Annotated in this window: 18 protein-coding genes; 2 read left to right on the forward strand and 16 right to left on the reverse strand. The window is 56.1% G+C overall.

What is annotated here, in order from left to right:
• Positions 1-5: 5 nt before the first annotated feature.
• From LOH53_RS16195 to LOH53_RS16245, 11 genes are all read right to left on the reverse strand, one after another.
• Entirely contained in the window at positions 6-254 is a 249-nt protein-coding gene (locus LOH53_RS16195) for a ferredoxin (RefSeq protein ID WP_230068796.1), read from the reverse strand.
• Entirely contained in the window at positions 251-1507 is a 1257-nt protein-coding gene (locus tag LOH53_RS16200; RefSeq protein WP_230068797.1) for an NADH-ubiquinone oxidoreductase-F iron-sulfur binding region domain-containing protein, read from the reverse strand. The genes LOH53_RS16195 and LOH53_RS16200 overlap by 4 nt, the downstream gene beginning before the upstream one ends.
• Positions 1504-2061: a ferric reductase-like transmembrane domain-containing protein gene (locus tag LOH53_RS16205; protein ID WP_230068798.1), complete on the reverse strand. Its 558-nt coding sequence runs from the start codon at positions 2059-2061 to the stop codon at positions 1504-1506. Before LOH53_RS16205 ends, LOH53_RS16200 begins: the two co-directional genes overlap by 4 nt.
• Positions 2054-3052, reverse strand: a complete 999-nt coding sequence (locus LOH53_RS16210) for an FAD:protein FMN transferase (RefSeq protein WP_230068799.1) — start codon at positions 3050-3052, stop codon at positions 2054-2056. Before LOH53_RS16210 ends, LOH53_RS16205 begins: the two co-directional genes overlap by 8 nt.
• Position 3053: 1 nt before the next feature.
• Positions 3054-3329 carry a hypothetical protein gene (locus LOH53_RS16215; protein WP_230068800.1) on the reverse strand — a complete coding sequence of 92 codons (276 nt, stop codon included), beginning with the start codon at positions 3327-3329 and terminating at the stop codon, positions 3054-3056.
• A gap of 133 nt (positions 3330-3462) precedes the next feature.
• Entirely contained in the window at positions 3463-4137 is a 675-nt protein-coding gene (locus LOH53_RS16220) for a DedA family protein (RefSeq protein WP_230068801.1), read from the reverse strand.
• Between the two features lie 124 nt (positions 4138-4261).
• On the reverse strand, positions 4262-4822 hold the full coding sequence (locus LOH53_RS16225; RefSeq protein WP_230068802.1) for a hypothetical protein: 561 nt from the start codon (positions 4820-4822) through the stop codon (positions 4262-4264).
• A 1-nt stretch (position 4823) separates the two neighbouring features.
• Positions 4824-5795: an ABC transporter permease gene (locus tag LOH53_RS16230; protein WP_230068803.1), complete on the reverse strand. Its 972-nt coding sequence runs from the start codon at positions 5793-5795 to the stop codon at positions 4824-4826.
• Positions 5788-6690, reverse strand: coding sequence for an ABC transporter permease (locus tag LOH53_RS16235; protein WP_230068804.1), 903 nt, complete (start codon positions 6688-6690; stop codon positions 5788-5790). The genes LOH53_RS16230 and LOH53_RS16235 overlap by 8 nt, the downstream gene beginning before the upstream one ends.
• Positions 6687-7424 carry an ABC transporter ATP-binding protein gene (locus LOH53_RS16240; RefSeq protein WP_230068805.1) on the reverse strand — a complete coding sequence of 246 codons (738 nt, stop codon included), beginning with the start codon at positions 7422-7424 and terminating at the stop codon, positions 6687-6689. The genes LOH53_RS16235 and LOH53_RS16240 overlap by 4 nt, the downstream gene beginning before the upstream one ends.
• Before the next feature lie 626 nt (positions 7425-8050).
• Positions 8051-8389 (reverse strand): hypothetical protein, encoded by a 339-nt coding sequence (locus LOH53_RS16245; protein ID WP_230068806.1) that lies wholly within the window; start codon positions 8387-8389, stop codon positions 8051-8053.
• Positions 8390-8556: 167 nt separating this feature from the next.
• Between LOH53_RS16245 and LOH53_RS16250 the strand changes: the two genes are divergently transcribed.
• On the forward strand, positions 8557-9963 hold the full coding sequence (locus LOH53_RS16250) for a sensor histidine kinase (RefSeq protein ID WP_230068807.1): 1407 nt from the start codon (positions 8557-8559) through the stop codon (positions 9961-9963).
• Positions 9964-10022: 59 nt separating this feature from the next.
• Here LOH53_RS16250 and LOH53_RS16255 read toward each other — a convergent pair whose 3' ends face one another.
• Positions 10023-10709 carry a response regulator transcription factor gene (locus LOH53_RS16255; protein ID WP_230068808.1) on the reverse strand — a complete coding sequence of 229 codons (687 nt, stop codon included), beginning with the start codon at positions 10707-10709 and terminating at the stop codon, positions 10023-10025.
• A 355-nt stretch (positions 10710-11064) separates the two neighbouring features.
• On the opposite strand from LOH53_RS16255, the gene LOH53_RS16260 reads away from it, so the two are divergent.
• The gene (locus LOH53_RS16260) at positions 11065-13656 is read left to right on the forward strand and encodes a rhomboid family intramembrane serine protease (RefSeq protein WP_230068809.1); all 2592 of its coding nucleotides are present in this window, start codon (positions 11065-11067) and stop codon (positions 13654-13656) included.
• Between the two features lie 296 nt (positions 13657-13952).
• On the opposite strand, the gene LOH53_RS16265 is transcribed toward LOH53_RS16260, so the two are convergent.
• From LOH53_RS16265 to LOH53_RS16280, 4 genes are all read right to left on the reverse strand, one after another.
• Entirely contained in the window at positions 13953-14495 is a 543-nt protein-coding gene (locus LOH53_RS16265) for a DUF2127 domain-containing protein (protein ID WP_230068810.1), read from the reverse strand.
• Positions 14496-14577: 82 nt separating this feature from the next.
• On the reverse strand, positions 14578-16035 hold the full coding sequence (locus tag LOH53_RS16270; protein ID WP_230068814.1) for a sensor histidine kinase: 1458 nt from the start codon (positions 16033-16035) through the stop codon (positions 14578-14580).
• A 16-nt stretch (positions 16036-16051) separates the two neighbouring features.
• Positions 16052-16753 (reverse strand): response regulator transcription factor, encoded by a 702-nt coding sequence (locus LOH53_RS16275; RefSeq protein WP_230068811.1) that lies wholly within the window; start codon positions 16751-16753, stop codon positions 16052-16054.
• Positions 16753-17598 (reverse strand): phosphatase PAP2 family protein, encoded by an 846-nt coding sequence (locus LOH53_RS16280; RefSeq protein ID WP_230068812.1) that lies wholly within the window; start codon positions 17596-17598, stop codon positions 16753-16755. The genes LOH53_RS16275 and LOH53_RS16280 overlap by 1 nt, the downstream gene beginning before the upstream one ends.
• Between the last annotated feature and the right edge of the window lie 113 nt (positions 17599-17711).

The raw sequence follows: 17711 nt of genomic DNA on the forward strand, positions 1-17711 counted from the left end.
CATGTTCACCATGTTTCGTCTGCCTGGTCCGCCTCGTAGGCGAGGGCCAGTGCCATTTTTGGGCACAGCTTCACCGCGTCTGCTGCGGCTTCGGAGTGTTGAAAATCGATCACCACGTTGCTGGGGTCCCCACCAGCGGCTTGCATCGCTAACGGATATCCCCAGTCGTCGCGGCCCAGCAGCGTTGGCAGGAGCTCAGTGCACAGCCCCCGGCCGTCGCACCGTGTCCAGTCGATGTGCAGTACCTCTCTCATGAACGTCGTCCTTTTGTTTTCAGGCAGGTCCCCGACAAGTGCGCGTCCACATCTTCAGAAAATTGGTCCAGGGCGCTTCTTACAAGTTCAGCCGTCCCATCCGGGTGGTGACAAGCACCGCGGCCAGTAACCACGTCACTTAGCCGGACCAGTTCCAGCAGTAGTCGTGGATCACGGTCGCCATAGGCAATGGCATTCATGACTCTGGCCATCGCCGGAAGACCGAACATGCAGGGGCCGCACTGTTTTGCCGACTGCGTGGCCAAGTAGCTCACGATCTGCGCAGTGGCCTCGAGTCCGCACTGTGAGTGAAGAAGAACATGCACCACTCCGGCACCGGGCCTGACAGTATGACTTTCAGTCCCTGTGGGAGCCAGTCTGTAGTCCAGCCGACGCACCCACCGCCCGTGATAGCCTCCCACTAGGAGGGCTCCGACGGTGGAAACGTCGATTCCGGATTGAGTCAGCACGTCTTCAAGACTCACATCCCCTGCGACTTCTAGTATCTGTCCACTAATTGGGCCAGAAATGGAGAGAAGTCGTGTGCCGGGATCCCGTTCCGTGCCTACGCAACGGAACCAGGCGGCGCCGAAGCGGGCGATCAAGGCCATGTGAGCCAGCGTTTCCACATTAAACACAAGCGTCGGGCGGCCTTTAAACCCCGAATCGCTAAGCCTTCTTCGGCGCTCTAGTGGCAGCGCCTTACCGTTGGCAATGCTGTTCACAACGGCGCTGGCCTCACCGGATATGAAGGTCTCACTGGCTGCGACTATTTTGATGTTGCGAGCGTCCGTCCTTTCGGCCAGGGCGCGTTTTACGGCCGGAATGCTCGGTGCGCTCACGTACATGAACATCTGCCCTCCGGCGACTGCGCGCGCTGCGCAAAGCAGCCCGTCGATCACCACATGCGGGGCATGGGCAAGGAGCGTTTTGTCCTTGAAACTCAGAGGCTCGCCCTCAGCGCCATTCGCGATCACCACCGGTTTAGTCGCCATGATTGCTCTGGAACGGGCGGCGGCCCCAGCAGCAGCGATCTTCCGCCACGAGGCAAATGCTGCTCCGCCACGCCCAGTTAAACCTGCGGATTCCAGCACGTCGATGAAGTCCCCTTCGATGCCGGAGGCGGGCAACGGACCAAACGCCTGAACATGTGCGCTTATATCGGCGTTGTTGCCAGCAGCAAATAGACGGTACGTCCCGCGAAGTCCCCGGTGATCCCCAAGGCCTGGCATTTGTGCAGCCAGGCTCGTCATTGCAATTCCTCCTGGCGGGTTTTTGCTGTTTCAAGGAAGTTCGTTGAAAAACGCCACACCAGGGCGGCACCTACGCTGATTAGTGAGCAAATGGCCAGCATGAGGAAGAACTTGCTGGTCCCATCTGTGCCGTTACCGAGGGCGTGGGCCAACGCGATAGGCCACATGGCATACGTAAACCAGTGCACTGCGCGAAACGCCCGCACGCCAATGCGGCGCCGTAAGAGGCTGGTCACCACTACCGCAACCACCAGATCGAAAGCCACCGTGCCGAGTCCTTGCCAAAACGGCCGGTAGGACCCTAAGAAGGGCACGACGACGTCGGCCACAGTGAGCTTCGCGAAGGAGTCCAGTACCAGGGTCCCCACGTGGAGGGCCAGAAAAATTGTGGCCAACAATGCAAAGTTGCGATGGATCAGGGTCAACGAATACCGTGGGATGCTGAGCAGCGGCCTGCCCGAGCGTGTGAGTATCCCCAACACGACGGTGCCGGTAAAGAGGATCAGCGAGACGATTCCGCTCACGCGTCCCAAGGCCCACAGGGTGTTATCCACAGGACCGGGCTCCAGAGCATGCTAAACCACTGCCCTGTTCGTCTTGGGGCCAGTCCCCAGTCGTAACAACTCTTCCTTGCTGATCGATCAGACGTGCCGCAACTCCATCGTGTTGGAACCACTCCACCGCTGCGAAGCCGCGAACTATGCCAGCGGTGCTGTAGACATTCGCCCGCAAGCAGGAGGGGGCCGCCACCGTGACGGAACGCCAGATGGATTCTGCGGGCAACCCAAAGCGGGGATCAAGAATGTGATGGACTGACGTTCCCGCGCGCTGCCACCTACGCTTCTGGGTGCTCGAGGTCGCCACGGCAAAGCCGGCCCCCAGCGTGACCTGCTGCCACGGATCCGCTGCAAGGTCCTGAACGAGGACTTGCCAGCCACCCTCAGGTGCAGGTCCGGACGTCGCGATGTCACCCCCTAAAGACACCAATGCTCCGCAGCCCAAGGCGGCAAACACCCGCGCGGCGGCCTGATCGGCTGCTACGGCTTTGGCCGTGGCCCCTAAATCGAGGAGAAGATCCTCTGGCACCGTCAGGATCCCCTCTTCAAAGCGAACCCGCGACCACCCGGGGATGCGCGAAAAGGCAGCGACCGGCACAGTAGTCCGCGACGAAATGGCGGCGACAGCTGCGTCATCGCTCCGCTCAGTGAGGGCGGGCGAGTAGATAGTGACTTCGGAGATGTCGCGATCGTAACCAAGGGCTCTGAGTTCATTACCCAAAGTCGGGTCCACATCTCCGTCACTCCATTGAGCGGCGTTCAGTGCGCTAACGATCAGCACGCTCAGTTGCGGGCTGATGCGCGCCCCCTGTGAAAGTTGCGGCCTGATTCTCGCCAGTTCCGAATCTGCACGGAATCCGCTGCACGCTTCATCTATCTCTTCAATAACTACGCGGACAAGTTTCTCAGAGGCACGCACTAATGCCGGATCGGTAACCGTGAGGGATACTTTTATACCCCATGCAGTCCACGAGGACTGACCGCTCATCTTAGGAACCTGAGGAGTGAGCATTGATTGCCCCTCCATTGCCAGGCTGTACCGCGCTGCCATCGGGAGAATAACCATTGTCTTGGGGTTGAGTTGGCACGGAAGCTTGACTCGGCGAAGTACCTGGATCAGGGCTCGTGTTAGAAGTTGTAGTTGCATGGACAGGAATGGTCGGCTGAACCGCCAACACCGCTACGCCTGCTGCAGTCATGCTGCTGGCAGCAACTACCGTGGTGATGCGAGTCGCCCACTGCTTGCCACTGATTTGTGCGCCCATGGGTCCACTCCTGTCTTCGCAATGACAAACTCTCTACGTACGCATTCTTCACGGGGTTTCTTTGCGTATTCTTGGACAGTCCTGAGTGAAAGATTAGAGTTCTGCGGGCAAAGACGATAAGCCCTTCTTGGATTCAGGGACTGGACTCTTGTTCAAAGGCTACTTTGTACGGCTTGGCAATGTTGGCTCCAGAGACATGTTCCTTGCGCGCATTGTGCTTCTTTCTCAAGCGCCAAATCACAAGCGCCACCAGGACCAATCCGAGGAGAGCAAAAGTGACTGTATGCCCAATGCTTTTTGCTATGCCGAGATAGGCGTTGCCAGCAAAGTAGCCGATTAGAACGGCTGCGCTACCCCAGATCATGCCCCCTGCAGCATTAAAGAGTAGAAAGCGCCTATATGGCATATGAGACAAACCCGCCAACGCTGGCATGACGGCTCTAAAAAAGGCAGTGAACCGTCCTAGAAAGACTGCGGCGCCACCGCGTCTCGCCAAGAAATCACGTGCGTGATCGAGTTTTTTCCGTCGTTTTCGTAACAGCCGAAGATTGAGCAGCCGGGGGCCAAAACGCCTTCCGACTTCGTAGCCGACGGTGTCGCCCAAGATGGCGGCCAGAACAACCAAAAGGGTGATCAACCAAAGCTCCAAGTGGTGCTGGCTGGCTAGGACGCCGCCAAGGATCGCTGCCGTTTCCCCGGGAAGGACAAACCCAACGAACAATGCATCCTCAGCGAAGACGAGTGCAGTAATGAGCAGGTAGGCCGCTACGGGAGTAACCTGCAAAACTGCTGCGATAATCGTGCTCATCACTGTCCACTCTTCGTCTGCGGCCTTTTTGGAATTTTACCCGGCTTCCCTTGGAAGGTCTGGGGAAACATTATGCGTGCGTAAGTTGTGACAGTTGGGTCATCCTCAAACTCCACGGGCTGGCTTAGTCCAGTTTTTCTCCCGTTCCAGGAGATTTTGTGGCTGTTCCCGTTGCCGTGGCATAGCCAGTGGCGTCTGCAATAACTCTGATGCTGACTTGGTTGGTTGAACTCCGATAGAGACTGTATTTATTTTCGGGATAGTGATTGGGCGCGGACACGTTGTCGAAGTAGATGGTCTGCTTTTGTCCTGGAGCGAGCGTGAGACCGTCGAGCTTTTGGTAATAGGACTCAGTTTTACCGGTAGTGACGTCCTTCATCGTGTAGTACACATCTAAACCCGTCATGGCCGCTGCGGTAGTGTTCGCGAGGGTGAACTGTAACCTGTCCGGAACGGGTGCCTTGGATTGGGGATCTACGTTATTTTCTGCAAGTGCATCTGAAATGGTGAGTCCTGGCTTCGTGCCCGACGTCGCCATGGGGTTGCTTGCGATGGGAAGGACAGTGGCCGCTGACGTTGATGCGCTGGGCGGATTCTGCGGCGAGGTGGATCCGCAAGAGGCCAAAGAACCTAGAGCGATCAATGCAGCAGTCAAAATGGCGGCGGGTTGGATTAGCTTCTTCATTTCAGGAGACCTTTCGTAGAATGATTTTCTTCGTACCGGATAGCATCGCGGTGCTGACAGAGGCGGCAAGCGCCGCTAAGAGCCAGAGAGTGTTGTTAAACGTGCCAGCCCAGATGAAGGAAAGTGGCTGTTGGTTGTATTCGTTTTTGATGCCAAGGTAGGCGAAAGTGGCACGTTCATATTGTTTAGTCACGGAAGTTTGTTCGATCAGGTCACGAGTCGTCTCATAACCTGTGAAGTGCGCCATGACCGCTTGTTCATGAGATTTGTCTACCTGCAAACTTGCAAAGAGTCCCCCGGGAATCTGATTGTCAGGATCCATGGTGTCTCCAATTTGAGGGATGATCAGGACCACAACGAGCCAAAGCACAAGTGCAAGAACTAATCCGGTCCCTGTGCGCCGAATCAACGAGGCCAAGCTCATAGCCAGTAATGACCACATGATGAGGTAGACGGCGGTGTGAGCTGCGGCGAAAAATAGATGGACGTAGTCCCCACCGTGGAGAGGGGCGTTTCCGATGACAAGCAACGAAGCGGTGATGACCAGGAAGAGTGCTGCAACAGTGCTGACCCATAGCAAGACGACGGCCAGAATCTTCCCTCCGATGAATGCATACCGTCCCAGTGGCCGGCTGAAAAGAAGCGCAAGTGTCCCCCGGCCCTTTTCTTTGGTGATCATCGAATAGCCCAGGACTACCGCAAACAGACTGCCAATGATTTCTAGATACTCAATGCCGCCTCGGAGCATTTGCAAGGGAAACAGCGACGGTTCAGGAGCTGTGGCTGAGCTGCCAGCAGCTTTCAGGGCATCAACATAATGTTGGTAGTCAGCAATCTTGAGCCGAAAATCAGCCGACGCCACGATCACAGACAAAACGACGGCTACCGCAAGGAAGGCAAAGAGCACCACCATGAAACGGTTGCGCCTCAAGTCCGTGATTTCTTTCCTAGCCAGCGTCAGGATCTCAGTCATGAAGGGCACTCCTCATCCGGCCCCGGCGGGTCATGATAACGGCAACGCACGCTGCGATGGCGAAAGCCAAAATCGTCCAAATGCTAGTTGTCACAGTGCCCGTTGCCTGCGGATCCGCAAGTATCAGTGCACCAGCGTGCTTGAAGTGCTCGCCAAGGGATAACGGATTTACTAGATTGGAGGTCACTGCGAAGAATCCGCTCTGGATCGCTGGTGGGGAGGCAACCGGGTTCAGCAGTGAAACGGGATGCGCTGCTGTTCCCAGAAGCGGCAAAATGAAAATCGTGACACTCCAGACCACGATCGGAATGAGCAGCGCCGATGTGACGGAAGTTGCGTACAGCCCTGCGAGCATACCCAGGCAGAGGAACGGCAGTATAAATAGCCACGCCACGGCATATAGACCGACAAGCCGGGCGCCGTCGTCGACGGATATTATTCGACCGGCTACGACACTGATGCAAGCGATGCTGATCACAGCCGAGACCGCCAGCAGCAGAGCAGTGAATAAGCCCAATCCGGCAAGTTTGGCACTCAGATAGAAAGACGGCCGCACGTCCCGGGACAGAACCAAGTCCATGGTTCGGGCTTGCCTATCCCGCAATGTGGAATAGACGCCGACCACGATTGCCAGCAATGCCCCGATCAGCACAATGTAGATCACCGAGTTGCGGGCGTAATACAACGGAGAGAGTGAATCAAACGGGTTGGGAACAGTCGTCAGGCCCTGACGAACCGCTTCACTGTAAACGCCAGTAACACTAGCCCGGGCCGAAGAACCAATGAATGCCGACGCAGCAACCATCCCGACGAAGACGGCCAGCAGTACTTGTGGCAACCGCTCGCGCATGGTGCATAGAAGCTCGTGGGCGATCACCGCAGTCCAGCGGTTCATGCCCGCTGCCCAGCTTCAATGTGGAGGTATATATCCTCCAACGATTCTTGGTCGGGGAAGGATTTCAACGTCGCGTCCACGGAATCCTGATAAATCAATGTTCCTGAGCTGAGGATCCCGATGCTAGTGCATGTTTTTGTTACCTCAGCCAACAAATGTGTGTTCATGAAAATGGTCATGCCGAGCTTCGTGTTCAGGGAAATAATGGTCTCACGCAGTTTCGCCACTCCCTGAGGATCAAGTCCTGATGTGGGCTCGTCCAGAAAGAGGACTGAGGGTTCATGAAGTATCGCTTGGGCAATGCCGGCCCGTTGTCGCATTCCCTTGCTGAACGTTCCCATTCTCTGGTTCTCGTGCCCACTAAAATCCAAAAAATCTAGGACTTCACTAATCCGTGATCCCACGGATCGGACTCCTGAGAGCCGGGCAAAAAATATGAGGTTTTCCGCCAAGGTGAGATTGTCGTAAAACTGGACGTTTTCAGGCAGATATCCAATGCTTCGCCGGACCGCGGTAGCTGCTGTCGTGATGTCGTGCCCGTTGATCTCCGCCGTTCCGGACGAGGGCTCCATGAGCGTGGTCAGTAGATTGACGATGGTTGTTTTCCCGGCGCCATTATGACCTAACAAACCAAAGATTTCCCCTGTGGGAACTGTCAGGTTCAACTCGCGAAGCGCTTGGTGAGGACCATACCGTTTGGTCAGTGCGGTGGTAGATATCGCTGTAGCAGTCATAGGATTGGACGCTACGCGCCAACGGCTAAGAGGAAGCTGAGAGCACGGACACCAGCCGTACCAACAGAAAATTTCCCTATAGATCTCGTGCGCTTGTCCTGTCGACCGGCTGAGAACTAGATCCAACTACTCGGATACTTTTGCTTTGCCAAGAAAGCCACTGGTGTCAAGGAAGTAGAAGCGGCTGCATGACCTTTGAAAGCCGCTTTGATGGTGGCTGTCCGATCCGCGGATACCGCCGCTTCAGCCTCACCACTCATGTCAATAGCTGAAGAATGCGTTGCCAGAGGAGCCTGGCTGTCCCGGAACATGAACCAGCACAGGACCGTGCGCTTGGGCTGCCAATCCGCTCTTGGATTGCACTTCGAAGGTGCTTAAGACCACTGGCAACGGCCACTGGAAACGCTCCAGAAATCAGGTGGATAGTTCAGATGAGTGCCAGAAAATAGTTTCCTAACTTCCGGGAGGAGGGTGGAGAGCTTAGCGAGAGGGCATTCCTTGTGCTCACAGCAATGGCCCGTTCAGGATGGATTTTCCGGAACGGGCCATTGCTGTGAGCAGAAGGGGCTGGCCTCGCCTATTTGCTGGCGCCTCCTCCGTGATTGTTCACCTGTACGCTGACTGGGCTAGGGGGAACCGGGCAGATCGCCAGGATCGGTGTGATCGCCGGTCTGCTGAACGTCAGGACCAGTATCTCCGGCGGCTTCTGGCGTACCCGCCTTTTCGTTCTGATCAGGTGTTTCCGTTGCCCCGGGAACATCAGGCGTGTCTCCGGGGGTGGGTGCATCCGTGCTCGATTGGGCTGAGGAGGACGACGGCGGCGTCTGTTGCGGGGTCGCCGCACTGGCTGCTCCAACACCGAGTCCAGCCAGAGCCATCACGCCCACCGCTCCCATGATGACCTTCTTCTTCATGTCCATTCGCGACAACCGGTCCTTGAAATTGGTTTCTTTATGAAGGGTCATTGTGTTCTCCTTTTCCTAGGGACTTTCTTTACTGCCATCTCGGGTGAGTGGCGATAATCCCACTGTGCCCGGCCTGTACTGAGACGACGCTGAGTTCACCTATGTGGACGCTGAGAACAAGGGCACTACGATTGCACAAAAGACGCTGACCCGGGCATGGTTGAACCATGAAACAACTTCGTACGCGGGCGCGCATGTCCCAGCGGAACCTCCGGCCTGCTTGGGGTGTGCGCAAAAGAGCTACGGCAACCGCCGTCGTCGTAGTCGCCTTAGCTCTAGTTGCCGGCGGCTTGCTCTTGTTAGTGCTCCTGCAGACATCTCTGATCGCCACCACTGAAAGGGCCGCCACGGCCAAGGCTGCTGATGTGGCAGCCCTGATCACCAGTCAGGACGTTTCCGAGGCAGGCCAAGCCCTCACTGCCACCGCTCACAGTGGCCAGTACGTTCAGATCATCGATCCGCATGGGTCAGTGGTCGCCTCATCGGAAAAATTGGCGGCCACGGCCGCACTGGCGGATTTGCATCCTCGTGCAGGAGAAACCAAGACGCTCTCTGTTTCCAGTTTGCAAAGCATTGGAGACACTGACGAGTTCTTGATTGTTGCGTCCGGAGTGCCAACCGGACAAGGTACGTACACGGTCCTTGTGGCGTCAACCGTTCAGGTCCAGGCCGATTCCGTTGCCACGGTTGCTTGGTTCCTTCTCGGCGCAACACCCTTGTTGTTGATAGTCGTTGGCTTCGCAGTGTGGCTTTTAGTCGGAAGGTCTCTACGTCATGTCGAACGCATACGTGACCAGGTTGCCCGCATCAACGCCAGCAGACTCAGCGAACGGGTAGAGGTTCCGGCCACCAATGATGAGATCCACCGCCTCTCCGTGACCATGAACACCATGCTCGACAAACTTCAAGCGTCCGACGGCGAACAGCGACGATTTATTTCCGACGCAAGCCACGAACTGCGCAGCCCGCTGGCAACAATCAGTGCGGGATTGGAAATCGCAGCAGCGGACACAAGCGGCGATACTTGGTGCGAGCTTCAGGGCATGCTCAGTGGAGAAACGGCGCGCATGCGCTACCTGGTCGATGATCTACTGACACTAGCAAAAACCCACGATGGTAGTTTCCGCGTCGCTGCCCAGGACGTTGATCTGGACGACGTTCTGGCCACCGAAATCACCCGTCTGCGTCCGCTAACGGCACACACCATCACTGCCAGCATTGTCCCTGTCAGAGTTACTGGGGATGCGCACCGCCTTGGACAAGTGCTGCGCAACGTCCTCGATAACGCTAACCGCCACGCCAGATCCACGATTACTATTCAGCTCTCCATTGCCCCCAAAGGAGTCGTAATAGTTATCGATAACGATGGCTACCCCGTCCCTGAGTCTGATCGTGAACGGATCTTTGAGCGCTTCGTCCGGCTCGACGAGAGCCGCTCACGTGAAAGCGGCGGCAGTGGGCTCGGCTTGGCCATCGCTGCTGGCATCATGGGCGCCCATCATGGCACTATCACCGCAACCCAGGCCCCTTCCGGAGACTGCCGTTTCGAGCTGCGCCTGCCCTTGGGGCCGTAGACCGAATTTAGCTTACCGTTCCGCCAACACAGCAAAGATCGAAATGAATGGCACCGACCCTACGCTGCCGGTGCTCGATCCGCGGTGAGAAGGTATCCCATGCCACGGACGGTTGAGACGGTAGCGACGTTGAAAGGGACATCAATTTTGCGTCGCAAGTAACCGATATAAACTTCCACCACGTTGTCGCCGCCTTCAAAAGCGGGGTCCCAGACATTGTCAAGAATTTCGGCTTTGGACACCACTTGGTCATGCCTCCGCATTAGAAATTGCAGCAGCCCGTACTCCCGGGCGGTCAAGGAAATCGGGCTGTCACCGCGGCTGACGCTGCGGGTCATTGGGTCCATTCGGAGAGTCCCCACCGTCATCACCACAGGCCGTTCGGGGGCACCCCTCCTGATTAAGGCGCGCAGTCGAGCCACCAACACCAGAAAACTAAACGGTTTTGTCAGGTAGTCATCAGCGCCCAGATCGAAAGCATCAGTCTGGTCATATTCACCGTCTTTGGCCGTCAGCATCATCACAGGAGTCCAGATCTTACGCTCTCGCATTTCTTTGAGCACGTCGTATCCATTCTTTAACGGCAACATAAGATCCAAGAGAATCACGTCATAGGGGTTTTCTGTTGCAGCCCACAACCCGCTGACCCCATCATGAACTACTTCCACAACGAACCCCTCGTTCGCCAAGCCGCGCCGAACTGTCTCGGCCAGCAGCTTCTCATCCTCCACCAATAGAATCCGCATAGGAGTCCTTCCCTCGTATGTGCAGTATGACTGGAACGTCCTGAGAAGTCGCTGTGAGCGTGACTTCTCAGGCAGGACTCAGGATGTCAGTGGAACGCTAGTCTCTGTCCCCCACAACTGGTCAGGAAAACAATGGTCGCGAGCCCTCCCCCGCATTTAGCGAGCACCCCCACTTTGGTCATCGACTCAGTCATCGCTGACAATGCCGCGGTTCGGGACCAGAACTGCGGTGATCGTGTCATGGGTAATACTAGGGGTCCCGGTATCTGGCCCAACACGCCTATAGGCTCAATGGAATGCGCTTCCCGTCCCAAAACAGGACCATTCCAATCAAAGAACCCAAAGTAGCAACCCCATGAAGACAAAAAAAGACTTTCAGCTCTGGCCATCCAAGTGGGGCATCGTCTTCCCTGCCATATTCAAAACTTGGAGGCATGCCCCCGCGACGTGGATACTTCTCGTGCTCCTGTGGGTACCCGGATTACTGACGGGTACCCTTCGCTCAGGACAGCACCCAGGATGGCGTTCCGCAACTGTCCTTACGTCGTCCTCCTTGCCCGAGCACTGGTGGACAATCATCACGGCTGCCTTCTGGGAACGAGGACTAGTAGGGTATCTTATCGGCACAGCGTTGCTACTCGTGGTGGGTATTCCAGCTGAACGTCGGCTTGGAAGCTTGCGCTTTATCATCGCAGGCCTAACCGCCCAAACTGCTGGGATGGTTCTGACGATCGGCATCGTCCACGGGGGACGGAGTCTGCTCGGTAGCTGGTCGGCACAGCTACTGACACATTCGTTCGTAGGACCGTCCGCTTTCCTCTTCGGAGCAGCACTGGCTGCAACCACAAGTTTGGGAGTATTGTGGCGCCGTCGGCTTAGGCTCACACTCTTTGCCTTGCTGATACTGCTTGCTCTCTACAGCGGCTCTTTCCCCGACCTTATTAGGCTTGCAGCGGCCACCGTCGGAGTCTTCCTAGGTCCGCTACTCTTTGGCCGCACCCCCAGGATCAGTGTTCCAATTTCTTCGCGGCGTGAAGCAAGGGTTCTGATCGCACTCATCGTGGCTGCTTCAGCCGTAGGGCCAGTCTTGGCAGGCCTGCTACCCCATGCCGTTGGCCCTTTGTCGGTGCTGCGATTTCTATTCACCAACATCCAAGTGGTGGATCCACAAACACTTCAAACTCTCTGCTCCGACCCCACTCAAGTCAAGGACTGCGCCGCCGCGCAGTTGCAGTTGCGAGCCGGCGCGGGTGGCATTTTCATGTCGATACTACCTTCCGTGTTGCTGCTGGTCATCGCCGATGGACTGCGTCGAGGTCGCCGCTTCGCCTGGTACGCGGCGCTGATTATCCAAGGGGGCTTAGGAATCCTTGCTGGTAGCTACATTGTGACGGCATTCATGCCGTCCGGGGCCAGCATGCCCTCCAACGAGGGCTTAGGCGCCGTTGAAATCACAGCCAAGTACCATCCATTGGGCCTCATTCTGCCACTTTTGTTGCCGGTTTTGCTGGTAATTTTGCTGTTAGGGACCCGGAGACTATTTCGCGTCACTGCACCACCTAAAACTTACCTTTCGCTCTTCGGGACCCTTCTTACTACCGCCGTCGTCCTCTCCGTCATCTACGTCTTGGCGGCCTTGGGTTTGGCCTCCGGATTTGCGCCTGCCCCAGGACTGGCCGACCTGCTGGCAGACCTTCCGGATCGCTTTCTTCCCCTCGGTTATTTACTGGATCTATCCCCAGCTTTCTTTCCCCAAAGCAGCGCCACCGTGATTCTCTATGAAGGCATTGGCATCACTTTTTGGTGCATTGCTACCGTCCTCATGCTGAGGTCATTTCTGCGGCCAGCCCACGACTCTCAGGGCACCAATGCACTTCGCGCTCGAGGCATCCTCAAAGCTACTCGCGGTTCGTCATTGTCATGGATGACCCAATGGAGTGGCAACAGTTACTGGTTCGCTGAATCTGGTAACAGCTTCATCGCTTATCGCGTTCTCTCCGGAATCGCGTTAACTCTGGGACCGCCCGTGGGCCCACCCACGGAATTGCTTAAGACGATCGATGAATTCACTCGATACACAGCCGAGAACGGATGGACTCCTTGCTTTTATTCGGTGCCAGGAGAGTTCAGAGCCGCTACGCAGGACCTCGGCTGGGGATCCGTTGAAGTCGCCCAGGAAACTATCCTGGATTTGGCAGGCCTTTCCTTCACCGGCAAGAAATTCCAAGATATTCGCACTGCCCTAAACAAGGCGAATAAGGAAGGCATCCACGCACAGTGGATTTCCTACCCCGAGGCGCCTTTATCCATTGCGGATCAAATCCATGCCATTTCAGAAGAGTGGGTAGCCGATAAGAAGATGCCCGAAATGGGTTTCACTCTAGGCGGACTAGAGGAGATCAACGACCCGGAAGTACGCTGTTTACTCGCCATCGATGATCAGCACACTGTCCACGCGATTGCTTCGTGGCTTCCCGTCTACCGCGATGAAATCGTTGTCGGTTGGACACTGGACTTTATGCGCCGACGCAGCAGCGGATTCCGTGCCAGTATTGAATTTCTGATTGCGTCGGCGGCCCTATCCTGCAAGGAGGACGGCTACGAATTCCTCAGCCTCTCAGGCGCGCCGCTTGCACGCATCGAGCAAACACCAACCGGCTCAGCACTCCACACGCCTGAGCCGCGACGAGCCGGCCTGGACAAACTACTCGAACAGCTGGGCGCCATTCTTGAACCTGTCTACGGATTCAAGTCGCTATTGACGTTCAAATCAAAATTTCAGCCACGCTATGAACCTCTGTTCATGGTCTACCCTGACGCTGCGGCGCTTCCCAATATTGCCAACGCCGTCGGCCGAGCCTATCTCCCCAAGGTCTCCTTTCAGCAAAGCCTCAACCTGGCTGGAAGAATCATTCGTCACCCGGCCCAGCGACGGCGAAGAGTCTAACGACCCCGCCATCTGCCGAAAGATGTCTGTCCTTGTCTGGGTGAGGGACCATTTGGCGCCACGAATCTCCCCAGCAACTTCGGTGTGGTTCCTGGAATGGTTTCACCGCATCCGGTGCTGGAAACCGTTGCTTTGGTTGGCAACATCCTGATGGGCGCCGGGGTCGTCGTCTTTATCTTGGGACTAATTTTCACGTTCCGCAGACGTTAACCCACATCCACTCGACGGACCGTCGTCGAACCGGCAAACGGTGAAAGCACCGTCCGACGCACTGAACGGACCGATGATACCCAGATCTAGCGGTTGGTAGCTTCTTGGCTTGGCGGGCTCGAAATAACCCTCGATTTATGCGCACGATACTCGTGCAGGGTGAGCCAAACAATGAATCCGTCAAACGCAGTCAGCAAGGCTAAGCCGATGCTAAAGGAACCCAATAGTTGGTAAACCTGGTAAATGATAAAGACAAGTAAAAAGGCCACCATCCATGGATATGCCCAGAGCTTGTCTCTCAAGACTGCCCAAACCAGCACAATTTTCACGAGCCCATGAAGAAGCAAGTACAGCGCCCCGAAGAGGGACGCCGATACAGTCAGTGTGCCAGCGTAGTGGACCAACGCGTTAGCGACGGCATCATGGGGGTCCTCGGAAAGCTCGTGTTGAGTGAAGAAACGCGCCACAGAATTGAGTTGAGCTGGGGAGACTAAGAGCAGCAGAACACCACCAATGAGCTCAAGTAGCCCATCTGCGCCCTTCACGACAAGACTGATCTGAAATGTACGATCCAACGCAGAGCGTCTGCTGGCTACGCTTTCTACGTCACCCTTCGCTACTCGCTTCACAGCATTCCCCTAAAGTAACGGCTCGTGCAGTTTCAATTTTGACACCATCGCGTTAGTAAATACCTTAAGTAAATGCTAGGAGTCATACATTGCCTTGTACTCCACTATTGATTCCCCAAGCCTCGTCGTCTCGACGAGCGCTCCATTTCGACGGAATTCTCAGAGTGAACGTGGTGCCGCTCGTTGCGCTCGCGACCGAAACACTACCTCCAATGAGCACCACATTTTCTTTCACCAGGGATAACCCCAGTCCGGTGCCACCTCGGCTGCGAGAGCGGTCCGACTTATAGAATCGATCGAATAGATGCGCCAAGTCTTCAGCGTCGATGCCGCCTCCGCAGTCATGGACGCGGAGCTCGAGCTGATCCGCATGGGCCTCTCCGGTAATTATTACGGGTTCTTTCCCGTGTGCCAATGCGTTAGACAGTAAATTCGAAACAATCACGTCGAACCGTCGCAAGTCGCTTTCAATCATGAGCGGGCCCGCCAATGCGACTTCCACACCGTCAGGCCAAGCACGTTCGGCATGGAGACGTCTAAGTCTCTGCGCCACATCGAAACGGGTCGGCTGTACCATGATTTGGCCGGCGTCGAACTTTGAGATCTCTAAAAGATCCCCGGTCAGTTGGGCCAGGCGTCGGGCAGCCGATGCCGTCAGCCGCGCCGCCTCTGCCCGATGCTCTAGCGTTCCGGCAGGATTGTCCAGCACATCCGCAGAAGCCACCATCGCTGCAGTTGGCGTGCGGAGCTCATGGGAAACGTCCGCCACAAAGCGCCTGGCACGAATTTCAGATTCAGAAAGTTCCGCCATGGCTTGATGCAGTCGGGTGGAAGTGTCATTAAAAGCCCTAATGACCTCGCTGAGTTCGCTGACTCCCCTGACACGCAACTCTGTCGGCTTACCCGTCACGCCAAGATTCTCAACCGCCGCGCGCAGAGCGGTCACGGGACGCAAGAGCCCTCTCGAAAGGAGCACCCCAATGAGCGCCGCTACCAACCCCACCAGAAGGCTTAGCAATGATGCCGTGGAAGTCAGCTGATCGATTTGCCCTTTTTGGACCATGAGCGGATACCTTGCGTACAGCACGACGTCGACATCTGAGGACGTCTGCGTACCAGATTGTGAGCTGCTCAAGAGCAGAATTCGTTTTGATTCCCCCACAATGAAGGTCAATTTTCCATCGATCGTGGTGCGAGCGAAGGTAGTGCCTGAACCAGCTGTCTTAGTCAATCTGAAAGACGCAGGAATATCATTGAGGCTTATGTTGCCCAGGGACATCGAAGGGGTAAGTACATCGAGGGCTACAGGGCCGTGCAAAACACTCGAGAAGGTCTCCAGGGCATATTTTGGGGCGTCTGCATTTGCTGGAATTGTTAGCTGATAAGGCAGCGCCAAGGACACACTTTGAAAGTCAGAAAGCACTCGATTCTGCTCGGCTTCGAGGATATTATCCCGAGCGGACCAAATGGTAATGCCACCTGCGGCCCCGGCTGATAGGACAGCGATCAGTGCGAACCCGATGGCCAGACGGAACCTCATGCTTGCCAAGAGATCCTTAACCCGGAGCATTTTGCCTGTCAAAGCGGTATCCGAAGCCGCGTACCGTCACAACCATTTTCGGTCGGGTGGGGTCATCTTCGATCTTGCTTCGAAGCCGCTGGATGGACGCATCCACCATCCTTGACTCAAACAGATAGTCAGTTCCCCAAACATTGTTCAAGAGCTGCTCACGGCTTTGCACCTGACCTGGATGGCGTGAAAGCTCCAGCAACAATCGAATCTCCGTGGGTGTGAGTTGGACCAGTTCACTATTCTTGCGAACCACCATCGCATCCCGATCCACACTCAGTGACCCACTGGTGAAAACGTTTGGCATTTCCATACCGACCACCCCGGTCCCACGACGTAGAACAGCTCGTATTCGGGCATCAAGGATGGCAGGTTCAATGGGTTTCAGAACATAATCGTCGGCACCCGCCTCAAGTCCCAGGACAACGTCCATGTCATCACCACGGGCCGTCATAACGATAATTGGCACGGTGCTACTGCGCCGGATCAATCGGCAAACCTCGATCCCATCGATGTCCGGAAGCATCAGATCCAGAATAACTAAATCGGGCGGGTTCTTGCCGAGAACGGCAGAAACTCCCTCGCCACCCAAATAGCAGCCATCAACGCTATGGCCTCGTTGACTCAACGCTAAACGGAACGCCGCGTTGATATCCGGGTCGTCTTCAACAATCAATAGTCTGGCCATTAATGTGACTCCTCCAAGGCGTAGCGAGTGCGGTGCGCCACGCCTACTAACGGTATAGGACTCGGCGCGGACCATACAGGTGCGGTGCTGATAGCCAGTGGGGGCAGGCTGACCAGCAACACGGAGGCCAGTACGGCAGCGAGCGCACCAACCTCCGAACCGATGATGGCCCATGAACTCGTCAGCGTAATCCCAAGAATAACCACAACTACAAAAGCGACTCTATAGACCGAGCCGTGGATCATCGTAGACCTGGAGGACCCTAACGTAAACAAGAACCCGATTCCCAACGCTAAAAGGCTTGAACCCAGAACATCGCTTGCTCTGTGCCAGCCCGCAGTCATAACCGAGGCAACGACCAATCCATGCAGAATGGCTAGTGCCGGAACCACTACAGTCCTCAACCGCTTTGGCCACCAGATACCCACCGCAACACAAACCCCTGCACTGATGGCTGCATGACCGCTAGGAAAACTATTGCGCGCGGACGTAAAGTCAATGACCTGTTCCGGCCGTATCAGGACGTCCTTGAGTAGTTGCGATGCCATTACCGTCGCGCCAATCGAGGCGCCAGCGAGTAACGCCGATCTCCACCGTTTTCTCAGCACCAGAACCGCGACGATGACGCCCACAGCAAACAAGAGTGTGGTGATGGAGATACTGCCCAAGAGTTCATCCCCCGGTGGTCTTCCCCAACCCGGGAACACAAACTGGCCTAGCGCCGTGGAGTCAGCACGCTGGCCTGCCGCGGTGTGTACCAAAACCAGGTTCACCCCACAAAATGCCAAGGTGCTTGCGATGACTAGGCTAAAGGCCATGGGCACGGAGCGATCTCTGGTTCTCATAGCCTTAACCATCCACGCCAGATGTCCGGGTTTTGCCACAATCTCGGCACACCACTGTCCCAGTCACACTGAGGTGTACTAATGATGTGAGACAGTTCCTGAAAGGATTGTTC

The sequence above is a fragment of the Arthrobacter cryoconiti genome (genome assembly GCF_020905375.1).
Classification (GTDB): domain Bacteria; phylum Actinomycetota; class Actinomycetes; order Actinomycetales; family Micrococcaceae; genus Specibacter; species Specibacter cryoconiti.

Coding starts and splice junctions, on each gene's coding strand:
- LOH53_RS16195 (WP_230068796.1), bottom strand. CDS start 254: ATGAGAGAGGTACTGCACATCGACTGGACACGGTGCGACGGCCGGGGG.
- LOH53_RS16200 (WP_230068797.1), bottom strand. CDS start 1,507: ATGACGAGCCTGGCTGCACAAATGCCAGGCCTTGGGGATCACCGGGGA.
- LOH53_RS16210 (WP_230068799.1), bottom strand. CDS start 3,052: ATGAGCGGTCAGTCCTCGTGGACTGCATGGGGTATAAAAGTATCCCTC.
- LOH53_RS16215 (WP_230068800.1), bottom strand. CDS start 3,329: ATGGGCGCACAAATCAGTGGCAAGCAGTGGGCGACTCGCATCACCACG.
- LOH53_RS16220 (WP_230068801.1), bottom strand. CDS start 4,137: ATGAGCACGATTATCGCAGCAGTTTTGCAGGTTACTCCCGTAGCGGCC.
- LOH53_RS16225 (WP_230068802.1), bottom strand. CDS start 4,822: ATGAAGAAGCTAATCCAACCCGCCGCCATTTTGACTGCTGCATTGATC.
- LOH53_RS16230 (WP_230068803.1), bottom strand. CDS start 5,795: ATGACTGAGATCCTGACGCTGGCTAGGAAAGAAATCACGGACTTGAGG.
- LOH53_RS16235 (WP_230068804.1), bottom strand. CDS start 6,690: ATGAACCGCTGGACTGCGGTGATCGCCCACGAGCTTCTATGCACCATG.
- LOH53_RS16240 (WP_230068805.1), bottom strand. CDS start 7,424: ATGACTGCTACAGCGATATCTACCACCGCACTGACCAAACGGTATGGT.
- LOH53_RS16245 (WP_230068806.1), bottom strand. CDS start 8,389: ATGACCCTTCATAAAGAAACCAATTTCAAGGACCGGTTGTCGCGAATG.
- LOH53_RS16250 (WP_230068807.1), top strand. CDS start 8,557: ATGAAACAACTTCGTACGCGGGCGCGCATGTCCCAGCGGAACCTCCGG.
- LOH53_RS16255 (WP_230068808.1), bottom strand. CDS start 10,709: ATGCGGATTCTATTGGTGGAGGATGAGAAGCTGCTGGCCGAGACAGTT.
- LOH53_RS16260 (WP_230068809.1), top strand. CDS start 11,065: ATGAAGACAAAAAAAGACTTTCAGCTCTGGCCATCCAAGTGGGGCATC.
- LOH53_RS16270 (WP_230068814.1), bottom strand. CDS start 16,035: ATGAGGTTCCGTCTGGCCATCGGGTTCGCACTGATCGCTGTCCTATCA.
- LOH53_RS16275 (WP_230068811.1), bottom strand. CDS start 16,753: ATGGCCAGACTATTGATTGTTGAAGACGACCCGGATATCAACGCGGCG.
- LOH53_RS16280 (WP_230068812.1), bottom strand. CDS start 17,598: ATGAGAACCAGAGATCGCTCCGTGCCCATGGCCTTTAGCCTAGTCATC.